The organism is Algibacter lectus, from assembly GCF_004368925.1.
Taxonomy (GTDB): Bacteria; Bacteroidota; Bacteroidia; order Flavobacteriales; family Flavobacteriaceae; genus Algibacter; species Algibacter lectus.
On the sequence record NZ_SORL01000008.1, the window covers coordinates 580,120 to 594,856 of the forward strand.

Annotated in this window: 14 protein-coding genes; all 14 read left to right on the plus strand. The window is 30.2% G+C overall.

The genetic code is table 11. The features are described from left to right. The 14 genes from DFQ06_RS10910 to DFQ06_RS10975 all read left to right on the plus strand — a co-directional run bounded on the left by DFQ06_RS10910 (position 1) and on the right by DFQ06_RS10975 (position 14,722). Positions 1–1,068: a hypothetical protein gene (locus DFQ06_RS10910; RefSeq protein WP_133967682.1), complete on the plus strand. Its 1,068-nt coding sequence runs from the start codon at positions 1–3 to the stop codon at positions 1,066–1,068. A gap of 65 nt (positions 1,069–1,133) precedes the next feature. Continuing rightward, the gene (rfbB, locus tag DFQ06_RS10915; RefSeq protein WP_133967684.1) at positions 1,134–2,186 is read left to right on the plus strand and encodes a dTDP-glucose 4,6-dehydratase; all 1,053 of its coding nucleotides are present in this window, start codon (positions 1,134–1,136) and stop codon (positions 2,184–2,186) included. A gap of 11 nt (positions 2,187–2,197) precedes the next feature. After that, positions 2,198–3,064, plus strand: coding sequence for a glucose-1-phosphate thymidylyltransferase RfbA (gene rfbA / locus DFQ06_RS10920; protein WP_133967686.1), 867 nt, complete (start codon positions 2,198–2,200; stop codon positions 3,062–3,064). Continuing rightward, a complete protein-coding gene (rfbC, locus tag DFQ06_RS10925) occupies positions 3,064–3,609 on the plus strand; it encodes a dTDP-4-dehydrorhamnose 3,5-epimerase (protein ID WP_042504138.1) in 546 nt (181 codons plus the stop codon). The genes rfbA and rfbC overlap by 1 nt, the downstream gene beginning before the upstream one ends. Before the next feature lie 2 nt (positions 3,610–3,611). Further along, the gene (gene rfbD / locus DFQ06_RS10930) at positions 3,612–4,391 is read left to right on the plus strand and encodes a dTDP-4-dehydrorhamnose reductase (RefSeq protein WP_133967688.1); all 780 of its coding nucleotides are present in this window, start codon (positions 3,612–3,614) and stop codon (positions 4,389–4,391) included. Between the two features lie 28 nt (positions 4,392–4,419). Beyond that, positions 4,420–5,538 carry a GDP-mannose 4,6-dehydratase gene (gmd, locus tag DFQ06_RS10935; RefSeq protein WP_133967689.1) on the plus strand — a complete coding sequence of 373 codons (1,119 nt, stop codon included), beginning with the start codon at positions 4,420–4,422 and terminating at the stop codon, positions 5,536–5,538. A gap of 5 nt (positions 5,539–5,543) precedes the next feature. Further along, complete coding sequence (locus DFQ06_RS10940) at positions 5,544–6,590, plus strand: GDP-L-fucose synthase family protein (RefSeq protein ID WP_133967692.1); 1,047 nt, start codon at positions 5,544–5,546, stop codon at positions 6,588–6,590. A gap of 9 nt (positions 6,591–6,599) precedes the next feature. Continuing rightward, positions 6,600–8,024, plus strand: coding sequence for a lipopolysaccharide biosynthesis protein (locus DFQ06_RS10945; RefSeq protein WP_162857648.1), 1,425 nt, complete (start codon positions 6,600–6,602; stop codon positions 8,022–8,024). A gap of 7 nt (positions 8,025–8,031) precedes the next feature. Next, on the plus strand, positions 8,032–9,108 hold the full coding sequence (locus DFQ06_RS10950; protein ID WP_133967696.1) for a nitroreductase family protein: 1,077 nt from the start codon (positions 8,032–8,034) through the stop codon (positions 9,106–9,108). Beyond that, complete coding sequence (locus DFQ06_RS10955; protein WP_133967698.1) at positions 9,092–10,237, plus strand: polysaccharide pyruvyl transferase family protein; 1,146 nt, start codon at positions 9,092–9,094, stop codon at positions 10,235–10,237. Before DFQ06_RS10950 ends, DFQ06_RS10955 begins: the two co-directional genes overlap by 17 nt. A 43-nt stretch (positions 10,238–10,280) precedes the next feature. Further along, positions 10,281–11,435, plus strand: a complete 1,155-nt coding sequence (locus DFQ06_RS10960; RefSeq protein ID WP_133967700.1) for a glycosyltransferase family 4 protein — start codon at positions 10,281–10,283, stop codon at positions 11,433–11,435. Then, entirely contained in the window at positions 11,432–12,019 is a 588-nt protein-coding gene (locus DFQ06_RS10965) for an acyltransferase (protein ID WP_133967702.1), read from the plus strand. Before DFQ06_RS10960 ends, DFQ06_RS10965 begins: the two co-directional genes overlap by 4 nt. 56 nt (positions 12,020–12,075) lie before the next feature. Then, positions 12,076–13,746, plus strand: a complete 1,671-nt coding sequence (locus DFQ06_RS10970) for a hypothetical protein (protein WP_133967705.1) — start codon at positions 12,076–12,078, stop codon at positions 13,744–13,746. Between the two features lie 181 nt (positions 13,747–13,927). Continuing rightward, positions 13,928–14,722, plus strand: a complete 795-nt coding sequence (locus DFQ06_RS10975) for a glycosyltransferase (protein WP_133967706.1) — start codon at positions 13,928–13,930, stop codon at positions 14,720–14,722. Positions 14,723–14,737: the final 15 nt, after the last annotated feature.

Sequence of the window (14,737 nt, forward strand, 5' to 3'; positions counted from 1 at the left end):
ATGAGTAAAGAGTTACCACAACCGCAACAATCTGAAGAGGTAGATTTAGGGCAGTTATTTAAACTTATAGGAAATGCTTTTGATAGACTTTTTAAGGTTATTGGAGGGGTTTTTACAAAGATATTTGGATTATTTATAGGTGTCCTATCTCATTTTTTTAAAAGGAAAATTTGGTATGCTTCGGTTGTTATAATTGGTTTTGCAGTAGGTTTCTTTATGGATTCAACATCTGATAAAACTTACGGGGCAAATATGTTTATCGAGACTAATTTTAATTCCGCTAGGCAGGTTTACGAAAATATTCAAGAATTTCATCAATTAGCCAAGAAAGATAAAGATTTTGTAGAGCTTTCTAAGCGATTAAATATCACAGAAGAGGAAGCGAAAACATTAAAAGGGTTTTATATTCAACCTGATGCAGATGAAAATTTTATCGTAGAGAAATATTCAGGTTTTTATAAAAAATTAGATTCTATTTCAAGATTGGAGATGGATTATGAACGGTTTAAACAATCTTTATCATCTTATGATTTTAGAATCCATAAAATTGGTGTAGCAACAACAAATAAAAAGATTTATAAGAGTATAGAGGAAGCTTTTGTTAAAGAAATATCTCGTAATACTTATTTAGAAGAAATTGTTGAGGTTAATCTTGAAAACTTAAATAAAAAAGATGATGCTCTTTTAGTGCAGATACAAAAAACAGATTCGTTAGTAAAAGAATATTTAAGCATAAGAATAAACGAATCTGAAAAAGAGGATTTAACTGGTTCTGGGACAAATTTATATATGGGTAATGCGGAATCTGGAAGTTTAATTATGGATGAGTCTGTGATTATAGAAAAACGTCTTGATCTAGAGGCTCAAAGAAGAATGATTAATAAGGATAAGGTTGAGCAAAAAAATGTTATTAATGTGATAGCTAATTTTCCTACTAATGGTTATGATATTAGTAAATGGTCTGATAAAAAGAAGTTTCTAATTCCTATAATTTTGTTTGTATTAACTTTTTCTGTTTTTATGATTGTTGGTCTAGGACAATATTTAGAGAATAAAGGTAAAAACTAAATATAATAGGTTAGGTGTAATTCAAATAGAGACTTAATAGTATTAAAATAAATTTTGTAAAAGTTATGAAGCCTAAGTCTATTTTAATAACGGGTGGAGCGGGTTTTATAGGTTCTCATGTTGTTAAACTATATGTGCAAAAATATCCTCATTATAAAATTGTTAATTTGGATGCACTTACATACGCTGGTAACTTAGAAAACTTAAAAGAAATTGAATTAAAGAATAATTATAATTTTATAAAAGGAGACATTACGGAAGAGATTTTTGTGAATGAGCTCTTTAAAAAATATTTATTTGATAAAGTAATTCATTTAGCTGCGGAGTCTCATGTAGATAGGTCTATAGAAGACCCTTTAGCTTTTGTTAAAACAAATGTCATAGGGACTTTGAATTTGTTAAATGCTTTTAAAGATACTTGGGAGAATAATTTTGATGATAAGCTTTTTTATCATGTAAGTACAGATGAGGTTTATGGAAGTTTAGGTGAAACAGGCTTGTTTAATGAAAAAACCGCATATGATCCAAATTCTCCTTATTCAGCCTCTAAAGCCAGTTCAGATCATTTTGTTAGAGCGTATGGAGAAACTTATGGTATGCCATATATTATTACAAATTGCTCTAATAATTATGGAGAAAATCAGTTTCCGGAGAAGTTAATTCCTTTATTTATAAATAATGTCATTAACAATAAGTCATTACCAGTTTATGGGGACGGAAACTACACTAGAGATTGGCTTTATGTACAAGATCATGCTGCAGCTATTGATTTAGTTTTTCATAAAGGAATAAATAAAGAAACTTATAATATTGGAGGCTCTAATGAGTGGAAGAACATCGATTTGATAAAATTACTATGTAAGCAATTAGATAAAAAATTAAATAGAAAAGAAGGGAGTTCTGAAAACTTAATAATTTATGTCAAAGATCGTCCTGGTCATGATTTAAGATATGCTATTGATGCTTCAAAAATAAAAAATGAATTAGGTTGGACGCCTTCTGTAACATTTGAAGAAGGTTTAAGCAAAACCATAGACTGGTATTTAAATAACCAAAAATGGTTAGAGAATGTAACCAGTGGAACTTATAAATTATACTACGAAGAACAGTATAATTAAAATATTATAAAATGAAAGGAATTATATTGGCAGGAGGATCGGGGACAAGGCTTCATCCATTAACATTATCAATAAGCAAGCAGTTGATGCCTGTTTATGATAAGCCAATGATATATTATCCTTTATCTACACTTATTTATGCTGGTATTAAGGAGATATTAATTATTTCTACACCTAAGGATTTACCATTATTTCAAGATTTATTAGGAGACGGAGCTAAATATGGTTGTCATTTTGAATATGCAGAACAAGAGAACCCTAACGGGTTAGCGGAAGCCTTTATTATTGGTTCCGATTTTATCGGTAAAGATAAAGTCGCTTTAATTCTAGGCGACAATATATTTTACGGAACAGGTTTGGCAAAATTGTTACAGGCAAATAATGAACCCAATGGTGGTATTATTTATGCTTACAGAGTTCAAGACCCTGAGCGATATGGTGTTGTAGAATTTGATAAAGATGGTCAAGCTATCTCTATTGAAGAAAAACCACAATCTCCAAAATCTAATTTTGCTGTTCCAGGTATTTATTTTTATGATAACTCGGTGGTTGAAATTGCTAAAAAATTAAGCCCTAGTAAAAGAGGAGAATTAGAGATTACAGATATTAATAAGGTTTATTTAAACCAAGGAAATCTTCACGTAAGTATATTAGATAGAGGTACGGCTTGGTTAGATACAGGTACTTTTCAATCACTTATGCAGGCAGCTCAGTTTGTTGAGGTTATAGAAGAACGGCAAGGTTTAAAAATAGGAGCTATTGAGGGGGCTGCTTTTGAAATGGGGTTTATCAATGACGAAGAATTAAAAACTTTAGCCGAACCTTTAATGAAAAGTGGTTATGGGAAAAACCTATTAGGTTTATTGAAAAAGGAATAATGACTGTAAAAGAAACTAAGTTAAAAGATTGTTTTATATTAGAACCTAAAGTGTTTTTAGATAAAAGAGGTAGTTTTATAGAAAGCTATAATAAAAAAGTATTCTATGAACTTACAGGGCAAAAGATTGATTTTGTTCAAGACAACGAATCGTTTTCTAAAAGAGGTGTTTTAAGAGGTCTTCATTTTCAAAAAGGAGAATATGCTCAATCTAAACTTGTAAGAGTGATTACAGGTCGTATTTTAGATGTTGTGGTTGATTTAAGAGAGGATTCTAACTCTTTTGGAAAACATTTTTCTACTGAATTATCTGAAGAGAATAAAAAACAGTTATTTATTCCAAGAGGTTTTGCTCACGGATTTATTGTTTTAAGTAATACCGTGCTTTTTTCATATAAATGTGATAATTTTTATAATAAAGAATCCGAATCTGGGATTATTTATAACGACAGGGTTTTAAATATTGATTGGAAACTTCCTGAGAATGAATTTATTGTTTCTGACAAAGATTTAATTTTACCAACCTTTAATGATTTGTTCAAATAAATATGAAAATATTAGTCACAGGAGCGAATGGCCAATTAGGTAAAACTATAGAAGAGTTATATCAAAACAATAATGAAGGAATAGATTTTACATTTGTTAGTAAATCTAAATTAGATATTACAAACCTTAAATCAATACAATCTTTTTTTGAAAAAGAAACGTTTGATTATTGCATAAATTGTGCCGCATACACTAATGTAGAACAAGCCGAAAAAACACCAGAAATAGCTTTTAGAGTTAATGCCGAAGCTGTTAAAAATTTAGCCAAGGCGTGTAAAAAATCAAATACAGTTCTAATCCATATCTCAACAGATTATGTTTTCGATGGTGAAAAAGAAGGAGGATATACTGTAGATGATACTCCTAATCCAATCAATGAATATGGGAAATCAAAGCTGCAAGGAGAGAAATATATTCAAGATATTTTAGAACGTTATTTTATTATAAGAACATCATGGTTGTATAGTAAGAAATATGGACATAATTTTTACAAGACAATTATAGCAAAAAGTAAGATAGAAAAACAACTTTATATAACAGATTCTCAAAGAGGTTGTCCTACCGATACCATCAGCTTAAGTCGTTTTATTTTTACATTGATAAAAGATAACAATAGGTGTTTTGGCACTTTACATTTTACCGATAAAGAAATAATGACTTGGTATGATTTTGCTAAGAAAATACTTACAGATAACAACAAGCTTGAAGATATAAAACTTGTTAAAGCAAACAATTATCGTACTTTTGCTACTAGACCAAAAAACTCAGTTTTAGCAAATTAATTATTTATTTAAAATATACTATTAAAAAATGCAAAAAAAAGTAGCATTAATTACAGGGGTTACAGGACAGGATGGAGCTTACTTAAGTGAATTCCTATTAAAAAAAGGATATGAAGTTCATGGTGTTAAAAGACGTTCATCATTATTTAATACCGGGCGAATAGATCATTTATATCAAGACCCTCATGTGGAAGATCGTAATTTTTTTCTACATTATGGGGATTTAACAGATAGCACGAACTTAACACGCTTAATAAAAGAAGTTCAGCCAGACGAAATATATAATTTGGCCGCTATGAGTCACGTTCATGTTTCTTTTGAAATGCCTGAATATACTGCTAATGCTGATGGTATCGGTACATTAAGACTTTTGGAGGCTATTCGTTTTTTAGGGATGGAAAAAAAGACAAGAATTTATCAAGCGTCTACCTCAGAATTGTATGGTAAAGTTCAAGAAGTACCGCAAACAGAAAAAACACCTTTTTATCCAAGAAGTCCATATGCAGTTGCAAAAATGTATGCATATTGGATAACTGTTAACTATAGAGAAGCATACGGAATATACGCATGTAATGGTATTTTATTTAATCATGAATCCCCAGTAAGAGGGGAAACATTTGTTACTAGAAAAATTACAAGAGCGACCTCTAAAATAGCTTTAGGATTACAAGATAAAATTTATTTAGGAAATTTAGATGCTCAACGAGATTGGGGACATGCTAAAGATTATGTGAGAATGATGTGGATGATTCTTCAAGCAGATGAAGCTGAAGATTGGGTTATTGCAACGAATAAAACCACTACCGTTAGAGATTTTGTAAAAATGAGCTTTAACGAGGTTGGTATTGAACTAGAATTTAAAGGCACTGGTTCTGATGAAAAAGGCTATGTTAAAGCCTGTAACAACCCTAAATTTCAAGTAGAAATAGGGAAAGAGGTTATTGCTGTAGATGAAAAATATTTTAGACCAACAGAAGTTGATTTGTTAATTGGTGATGCCACAAAAGCAAAAGAAAAATTAGGTTGGGTACCAGAGTACGATTTAGAAGCATTAGTAAAAGACATGATGTCTAGTGATATTATGCTAATGGAGAAACAACAGTATTTATTAGACGGTGGATATCGAATTAAAAATTATTTTGAATAAATTTAATGGATACTAATTCTAAAATTTATATTGCAGGTCACAGAGGTTTAGTTGGGAGTGCGATATTAGAAAACCTGAAATCTAAAGGATATTCAAATATAGTAACAAGAACCCATAAGGAGTTAGATTTGTCTAACCAACAAGCAGTGGCTAACTTTTTTGAAGCGGAAAAGCCAGAATATGTATTTTTAGCTGCAGCAAAAGTTGGAGGTATTGTTGCAAACAATGTTTATAGGGCAGATTTTATTTACGAAAATTTGATGATACAAAACAACGTAATTCATCAAAGCTACGTAAACAAAGTTAAAAAACTATTGTTTTTAGGAAGTACATGTATATACCCTAAAAATGCACCGCAACCTATGCTGGAGAATAGCTTACTAACCGATACATTAGAGTATACTAATGAGCCTTATGCTATTGCTAAAATAGCTGGTATTAAAATGTGCGAGAGCTATAACTTGCAATATGGTACTAATTTTATTTCGGTAATGCCTACGAATTTGTATGGCCCAAATGATAACTTCGATTTAGAAAAATCTCATGTATTACCAGCATTAATACGTAAAATTCATTTAGCTAAACTAATGTCGGAATCTAGGCATGATGAGGTTTTAAAGAATTTAGGAGTAAGTTCTATAGAAGAAGCTAAGGCTTATTTAAGCCAATTTGGAGTTTCTGAAAACAGTGTTGAAATATGGGGGTCAGGAAAGCCAAAACGAGAGTTTTTATGGAGTGAAGATATGGCAGATGCCTGTGTTTTTATTATGGAAAATAGAAGCTTTACCGATACTCATAATAAAGATGATAAAGAAATAAGAAACACCCATATTAATATTGGTACAGGAAAAGATATATCTATTAAAGAATTGGCCGAAACTATTAAACAAATTATTGGTTTTAACGGCGATTTAGTATTTAATGTAGACAAGCCAGATGGTACTATGCGAAAATTAACCGATGTTTCTAAGCTTAATGGTTTAGGTTGGAAGTATAAGGTGGATTTAGAAGCAGGCATAAAAGCTGTTTATAAATGGTATTTAAAGGCTTAAAAAATCAATTTGGATTCTAAAAAAATTATATCAGGAATAAAGTGGACCGGAATCCAGTTTTTTTTAGAATTTTTATTTAAATTTTCTATTAAACTTGTTCTTGCTAAAATACTTTTGCCAAATGAGTTTGGCTTAGTTGGGATGTGTACCGTATTTATTGTAATAGCCGATGGAGCATCAGAGCTAGGTATGAGCGCGGCATTGATACAGCGTAAAGAAGAAGAAGAGGTTAAGGCGATGTATTCAACCGCATTTTGGAGTGGTTTAATTTGGGGCATACTATTGTATGCTATAACAAGCTTTATTATTGGTCCATTTGCAGCGCATTTTTATAATGAACCCATTCTTACCACATTATTTCCTGTTTTAAGTTTAAGCATTTTAATTAGGCCATTAAGTTTAGTTCACGTTGTAATATTAACCCGAGCTATGGATTTTAGGAAAATTGCAAAAATATTCAATATTTCTGCTTTAATAGCTGGTGTGTTAGCACTAATTGCAGCATATTCAGACATGGGTATATGGGCGCTTGTAATAAATAATGTTTTGGCTTTAGGATTAACAATTCCATTTTTATATGTCGCAATTAAATGGAAACCTACATTTGAATGGAATAAAGATTATTTTAAAAGCATATTTGGTTTTGGAGCCTATTCTACCGGAACTAGTATTTTTAGCACCCTAACTTATAATATTGATAATTTAATTGTTGGAAAAATTTTAGGATCCTCCTTACTTGGTGCATATACTTTATCTTTTTCTTTAACAGAGCAACTAAGGCAGATGATAAGTGCTATTTTAGGTAAAGTAATGTTTCCTGTCTATGGAAAATCTCAGGATAATAAAGAGCAGCTTAAAGATTATTTTTTAAAAATAGTAAATTTTAATGCTATTATTATTTATCCTATAATGACTTTTTTGATTGTGTTTTCTAGAGATATCATTGTTGGTTTTTTCGGAGATAAATGGGAGCAAGCGGTAATTCCTCTAAAAATATTATCTTTAGCTGTAATGGTTCATTTATTAGTAAATTCATTTGGAACACTAATAAGAGGTTTAGGAAAGCCAAAGGTTGAAATGAAAATAATTATAGGATTAACTATTTTAATTCTTATTCCATCATTGTATGTAGGAGTTAGTTATTTCGGTCTCGTAGGAGCCGCATATGCCATTGTGTTTAATAAAATAACCTTAGTTGTTACTGCGCTAATCGTGCTTAATAAAGAGGTTGGACTTACTATATTTGATGTTTTTAAAGCTGTTAGAAGTGCTATTGCATCATTGTTATTATCCGTTTGTATAGTTTATATATTAATTAGTTTTAAAATTGAAAATATTTTTATTTTGTCAATCGTCTATGCTATATCTTACCTTGTAAGTGTATATTTTATGGAAAAGAAAAACATTGAAAATATTTTAAAGAACGTACTTTAATTGTTTTATGAAAAAAATATTAGGCAAATTATATTTCAAGGTATTATTATTTAAAAATAATATTTTACCTCGCTATTTTATCGCAACTCCGTTTTTTAGTAAATTATATTATTTTTTATTCTCATCTACTTTTAATAGAGAGCAACATGCTGTTTTAAAAGGTAAAATAAATCATTTAAAAGAGCTAGAAAGAGATAAAGCAAACATTTATACCTTAATACGTAATACTCATAGAATAGAAAAAGGGTTACTAATGCGTCCTAGAAGAGATGTTTTTGCTTTAGACTATATTGAAGAAACTATAGAGGCTTTCTTAAATATATGGGATCCAAAAAAAATAGATATAGACTTGCAATATAAATGGTTTTATGATGTGCTAAGTGAATATTTTTCAACGAGCGGTGATAATGAGCTAATAAGTAAATTGGCTACTAAATTTAATAATAAAGTTATTAATGTAAAAACTAATGAGGCTTCATTTAACGGTATAGAGAAATCAATACCTTATCATAGATTAGAAGAAGAGAAACCAAACATTTCGTATGAAGATTTTTTTAAGTTAATGCGTTTTAGGCGATCTGTTCGTTGGTTTTTAGATAAAAAAGTTCCTAGAACATTAATAGATAAAGCTATACTTGCAGCTGCACAATCGCCTAGCGCATGTAATAGACAGCCTTTTGAGTATAGAGTCATAGACGACCCAGAACTTTTAAAAGGAGTGGTAAACCTTCCTGGAGGCGTTAGAGGGTATGTAGATGGTATTCAGACTATAATTGTTGTTTTAGGTAATCTAGATGCTTATTTTGATGAAAGAGATAGACATGTAATTTATATTGATGCCTCATTAGCCAATATGTCTTTCATGTTAGCATTAGAAACTTTAGGGCTTAGTAGTTGTGCTATAAATTGGCCAGATGTAGAAGTGCTAGAAAAGAAGATGGAACACATATTAAAACTAGAAAAACATCAACGCCCAATAATGTGTATGGCTGTTGGTTATCCTGATCCATTAGGGAAAGTAGCATTTTCAGAAAAAAGAACATTAGAACATATTAGAACTTATAACTATGGTAATTCAAATTGATGGTACAAACACTTTAAATAAAGGTGCCGAGTTAATGCTTGTAGCTTTATTGGAGCAAATAGAAAAACACCATCCGGAAGCAACAGTTTATTATAACACAAATAATATAGGAGAAAAAAGTCAAAAATTTTCAACGAACCTAGCTATACATCAAAGGTTTTGGTTAAGAAATTCAAAATATCCAGTAGGTGTTTTACGCAGACTTAAATTACCTTATACCTTTTTCACCTCTAAGCATCCTGTAAAAGGAGTTAACCTCCTGCTAGATGCTGCAGGGTTTCAGTTTTCCGACCAATGGAATTATACAAAAGAAAGGTTAGATGAGTTAGAAAATTACTATAAAAAACTTAAATCTAAAGGAACTAAAATTATTTTTTTACCTCAGGCATTTGGTCCGTTTAAAACTAATGAAGGAAAAAGAGCTGTTGAGATTATAAACAAGTATGCAGATATTATTTTTGCAAGAGAAGAAATATCATATAATTTTATACTCGAAGCCGGTGCGGATAAAGATAAGGTACAACTATGTACTGATTTTACCTTGTTAGTTAAAGGAGTACTACCAAAACTAGATATTCAACTTAAAGATAAGGTGTGTATTATTCCTAATAAAAAAATGATTACTCACGCCAATAGTAGTAAAAACGAGTATTTAAGCGTTATGGGAGACCTCATATCAATTATACGAGAGTCTGGAAGAGAACCGTTTTTACTTAATCATGAAGGAATAGGAGATCTAGAAATTTGTAACTTAATAAGCAAAAATTCAAATAAACCTTTAGATATACTTAACGGGTTTAATGCAAAAGAGGTTAAAGGTATTATTGGATCTTCGTATATGGTTATTTCTTCAAGATTTCATGGTGTAGCTAGTGCTTTAAATCAAGGAGTTCCATGTTTGTCAACCAGTTGGAATCATAAGTATGAAATGTTATTCAATGATTTTGGATTAAGTAAAGATTATATAATTGGCTTAAAACCTGAAATTGGAGAATTAAACAAAGTTGTTAAAACATTGTTAGATAAGACAGAAAATGAAATTGTGCGAGACAAACTAAAAGAAAGTAGAGTAAAAATAGATAAGAAAGTGAATGAGATGTGGAATTTGATTTGGAATAAAAATATTTAATCAAACCTTTTTATTAAAACTAAAAAGCTATACAACTTACATATTGAAAAAAGAAATTCTATACATACACCACGCAGGAGAATTAGGCGGAGCACCTAAGAGTTTATCTATACTTTTAAATGGGTTAGATAGAAAAACTTACAATGCTACGGTTTTTATGCTTATTGATGGCCCTGCAAAAAGGTTGTTTGATAATGGGTACAATGACGTTATTGTTAGTGAAAAAAGATTGTTCGCTTTTCATGGAACTACAGTGTCTTCAATGAGTTTTAGGTTATTCGTAAAAAATATTCTCTATGTAATCCCTAACGCTATTGCGGCATATAAAATAATTTCTAAAACGAAACCAGATATCGTTCATTTAAACACAACCTGCTTGTTTATATATGCATTTATAAGTAAAGTTTTCTTTAAAGATATAAAGGTAGTAAGTCATGTTAGAGAACCTCTTTTAAATAATTTTTTCGGAAATATTTTAAAGCGATTTAATAATAAATATTGTGATTTTTTTATTCCCATAAATGATTTTGAATCACTACCTTTTAAAAACTCAAAACATCAAGTTGTAAAAAACTCTATAGATACTAATCTCTATAGCTACAACGAGCAAATTAGAAATAACGAGAGAAAAGAATTAGGTTTTAATGATGAAGATTTTGTTATTGGTTATTTTGCACGATTTAATATTGAAAATGGTATAGAAGATATATTAAAAATTGCTCAGGCTTTATACGGTTTAAAAGCATCGGTAAAAATTATAATTTATGGTTTTGAGCCAGAACTATTACCCAAAGAAATAGTAGGAATTGCTAATAAAATGCCTGAAAATGTTATTTTAAAAGGTATGGTATCTAATGTAAACGACAAAATGCAAATGATTGATTTATTATTAAGTCCTTTTAAAGAACCACATTTTTCTAGGTCGATAATTGAAGCTCAATCTTTGTCAATTCCTGTTTTAGTTTCAAATGTTGAATCTCAAAACACTCTTTTATTAAATAATAAAACCGGGTATTTGTACGATTTTGGAAATGTAGAATATGCAGTAGATAAAATACTATACTTAAAATCTAACCAAGACGTTTTAAATCAAATGAAAAAAGATGCCAGAACTTATGCTTTAGATATGTTCTGTGAAAATAATAATAACAAAAAGATTCATGAAATTTATGATGGATTGTTAGCGCTATCAAAATGAAAAAACTTTATGATTTACTAGTAAATCTTTGGTTTCTAAAAAGCAAAGTAACTAACTTTATTAAACTAAGTTTATTTAAGGTAAAAACCGGAAAAAATTTAAAGATAAATGGAGGGCTATTTTTAAAAGGAAGAGGCCTTTTGGAAGTTGGTGATGATGTTACCATTAATTCAAACTATTTTTTTAATCCAATAGGAGGTCAAACTTTTACTAGTATAGTAGTTGGTAAAAATGCCAAATTAAGTATAGGAGATCGTGTGGGCATATCCAATACAGCAATTTATTGTGCACAAGAAATTGTAATTAAAAATAATGTTTTAATAGGTGGCGATTGTAAAATTTATGATACAGATTTTCATTCGGTTAAAATAGAAGATAGGTTAGCAATACCAGAACAAAACATTCAAACTAAACCTGTTTTTATCGCTTCAGGAGTATTCATAGGTACCGGAAGCATTATATTAAAAGGTGTAAAAATTGGCGAAAATTCTGTTGTGGCTGCAGGAAGTGTTGTATCAAAGTCTATTCCAGCAAACGAAATATGGGGAGGTAATCCTATAAAATTTATAAAGAGAATTATATAGAGTATTATAGTGGTATATTATTAAAAATAAAACCATAATAAAATAATCAAGTTAGAATGACAGTACTTTTGAATACAAAATATTTTACAGTGTTATGTCTGTTATGTAGTTGTTTGTTAAACTCCATAGCTACTTTTGGAAATACAACCGCACTGTTTGAGTATAATGGTTATCTGCACATAAGTAGTTTAGTAGGTTTAACTGATAGAAGTGCTGCTTTTTTAGAGACACCAACCTGGGAAATTTATACTACTGAGGCAATTACAAACACGGATTCTTTAAATTTAGAGTCTAAGGTGTTAGAAAGGGGGTATAATGCCCATAACCTTGTTTGGAGTATTGGAAATTTGTATGATGAAACATTAGAATCCTACCCGCCACAACTTAACGATGGGTGGAAAACTTTAGGCCGAGATAAATTAGGTGTACCCGTTGATTCTAAATTTGTAAATACAAAGGAATTAAATAGAGGACGTATTATTAGTGCTGACAATAGTTTTCTTAAAGAATCTTTATCTCCAGGCCAGTATAATGATAGTGACGCAAGAGTGATATACATAAGACTTCCTAGTGATTATATTTCCGATAGTTCCAACCTAATGGGAGGCTTTTGGGTAAATACAGAGGTGTTAAACGGTAATGGAATTTATATAACAGGAGTTAATGGTGTTCCATATAGGTTAACAAATAGCCAACTAAAAACAGTAGGAAGTAAAATGCTTAGATGGGGTGTGCAAAGAGAAGCACCGCCATGTGCCGAAGTAACGGAAGTTTATAAAGATTATAGTTTTTTAACTTTAGATTTTAGTGTATTGCGTTATGTAATCTCTATAGCAATACATCATGAGAGTCCGAATAAGGTAAATACTTTTGAAATTTTTAATCCAGTGCTTATAGAAGGGAAGTATACCTTAGATCCGTTCTATGATTATCAATCTGAAGCTGAAACAAAGAATTCAGATAAAATAGGGAAAACATGTATAATTGTAGGAGATAGCCAACATCAAGATCGTATATTTCAACGTATGATTGCAAGAAAAACAGGTATGAATGTGATTTCAATGGCAAAAGCAGGCCACTCTATTAAATATCAGAGCATAAATTCCAAACTATCAAATATGTTTTGGTTTTATTCGAAAACTTTAAAAGATATTGTACTTTCAAATAAAAATATAGATTATTATATTTTACCTCTTTCAACAAATGATGCCGAAGGCGGAGGAGTGCTTTCCCTAGAAACTATACAAGCTGTTATAGATAATTATCCGTTTTATGGTGACAGTCCTGAAACTGTCTCTAAAAAACTAGCCTTATTTAATGCTATGAATGGTAAAACTAAAGAGGAAATATTTGGTTATAAACAAACGTTTGCTGCATATATTATGCAGTTAAAATTAGTTAATCCAAATGCGAAATTTTTATTAGCATCTATTCCAATTTCACCTACTCATTTAACGGGTGAATTAAATAGCGAAGGGCATGGTGTATGGAAGGATGGTTGGAATGCTAAAAAAGCAAAAGAAGATAGAGAGTGGGTTTTTAATAGTATAAGAAAAGACAGCAAAACTGTAGCCAAATGGTCCATGGCAGATTGGGTTGATTTAATGAATAAGGTTGATTTAAATTTTGAAAATGCACCTCAATTTTGTAGCGATGGAACACATTGGTTTCCTGAAATAAAAAAAAGAATAGGGGAGGTTTTAAGTAATGAATTATTAAAAATATAATACATGCATGTTATCTATAATAACTGCAGCATGAATTCTAAAAAATATTGAAAATGACTATCTAGATAGTGTTGAATAAATATCGTTTAAGTTTAGTACATGAAAGATTAAAGGTAGTAAAACCATAACAAACAGTAATTAACTGTAAACAGAACAGGATAATAATACGCTAAAAATTATTATGGAAAATAAAAAAACAGTAATATCTGATACATTAGTTATAACGGCGACACTTGGTTCTCGTGAGACCCTAGACAGAACTATAAAATCGGTTATATCCCATGGAGGAAATCGAGTAAAACATATTTTAACTTGTCCAAAATCAAAAATAGATGGACTTGCAAAAAAGTATCCGTTTTTAGAAATTATTCCAGAACCAGAAGGAAGAAAGGGTATTTATTCAGCATTAAATAATGCTATTGGTAAATATGCCAAAAACTATAAATATGTTACTTTTATAAATGATGATGATTATTGGTTGCCAGATTTTAAAAAACTGTTTTCGGCAATGGATAATGATGAAGACTTAGATGGCGTTTATGGAAGAACCATGTTTATGTCGGAAGAAGATACAATTATAGGTGAACAAACATCCTCATCAAGATATAAAGCTTTTAAAGCATTATTGTCTAAAAAAATAGTGCTCTTTACACAGCAGTCCACATTGATTAAAAGTGAATTGTTTTATACAATAGGTGGCTTCGACGAAAGTTACAAACTAATTGCCGATTCTAAATTTTGGGTTGAAGCAATTGATCTAAATACTAAATTTAAATACGTTAATGTATTAGCTGCAGCATATACCCTTCAAGAAGGACAATTATCTTCAGATAAAGAAACCCAAGGCGCAGAGTATATTAAATTATTAAATGAATCGAATTTTAAATCGGTTGGTTTTTCTGATATTGTAATTGAAAGTTTTCTTTTTCGAATGGCAAACATTTCGATATACCTAAAACGGTATTTAAAATTGTAATTAAAATTGTTTAAG

Excerpts from the sequence above, each read along its gene's own strand:
- gmd (WP_133967689.1), top strand. The coding sequence starts at position 4,420 with ATGCAAAAAAAAGTAGCATTAATTACAGGGGTTACAGGACAGGATGGA.
- rfbA (WP_133967686.1), top strand. The coding sequence starts at position 2,198 with ATGAAAGGAATTATATTGGCAGGAGGATCGGGGACAAGGCTTCATCCA.
- DFQ06_RS10910 (WP_133967682.1), top strand. The coding sequence starts at position 1 with ATGAGTAAAGAGTTACCACAACCGCAACAATCTGAAGAGGTAGATTTA.
- rfbB (WP_133967684.1), top strand. The coding sequence starts at position 1,134 with ATGAAGCCTAAGTCTATTTTAATAACGGGTGGAGCGGGTTTTATAGGT.
- DFQ06_RS10950 (WP_133967696.1), top strand. The coding sequence starts at position 8,032 with ATGAAAAAAATATTAGGCAAATTATATTTCAAGGTATTATTATTTAAA.
- DFQ06_RS10940 (WP_133967692.1), top strand. The coding sequence starts at position 5,544 with ATGGATACTAATTCTAAAATTTATATTGCAGGTCACAGAGGTTTAGTT.
- DFQ06_RS10955 (WP_133967698.1), top strand. The coding sequence starts at position 9,092 with ATGGTAATTCAAATTGATGGTACAAACACTTTAAATAAAGGTGCCGAG.
- DFQ06_RS10965 (WP_133967702.1), top strand. The coding sequence starts at position 11,432 with ATGAAAAAACTTTATGATTTACTAGTAAATCTTTGGTTTCTAAAAAGC.
- rfbC (WP_042504138.1), top strand. The coding sequence starts at position 3,064 with ATGACTGTAAAAGAAACTAAGTTAAAAGATTGTTTTATATTAGAACCT.
- DFQ06_RS10970 (WP_133967705.1), top strand. The coding sequence starts at position 12,076 with ATGACAGTACTTTTGAATACAAAATATTTTACAGTGTTATGTCTGTTA.
- rfbD (WP_133967688.1), top strand. The coding sequence starts at position 3,612 with ATGAAAATATTAGTCACAGGAGCGAATGGCCAATTAGGTAAAACTATA.
- DFQ06_RS10975 (WP_133967706.1), top strand. The coding sequence starts at position 13,928 with ATGGAAAATAAAAAAACAGTAATATCTGATACATTAGTTATAACGGCG.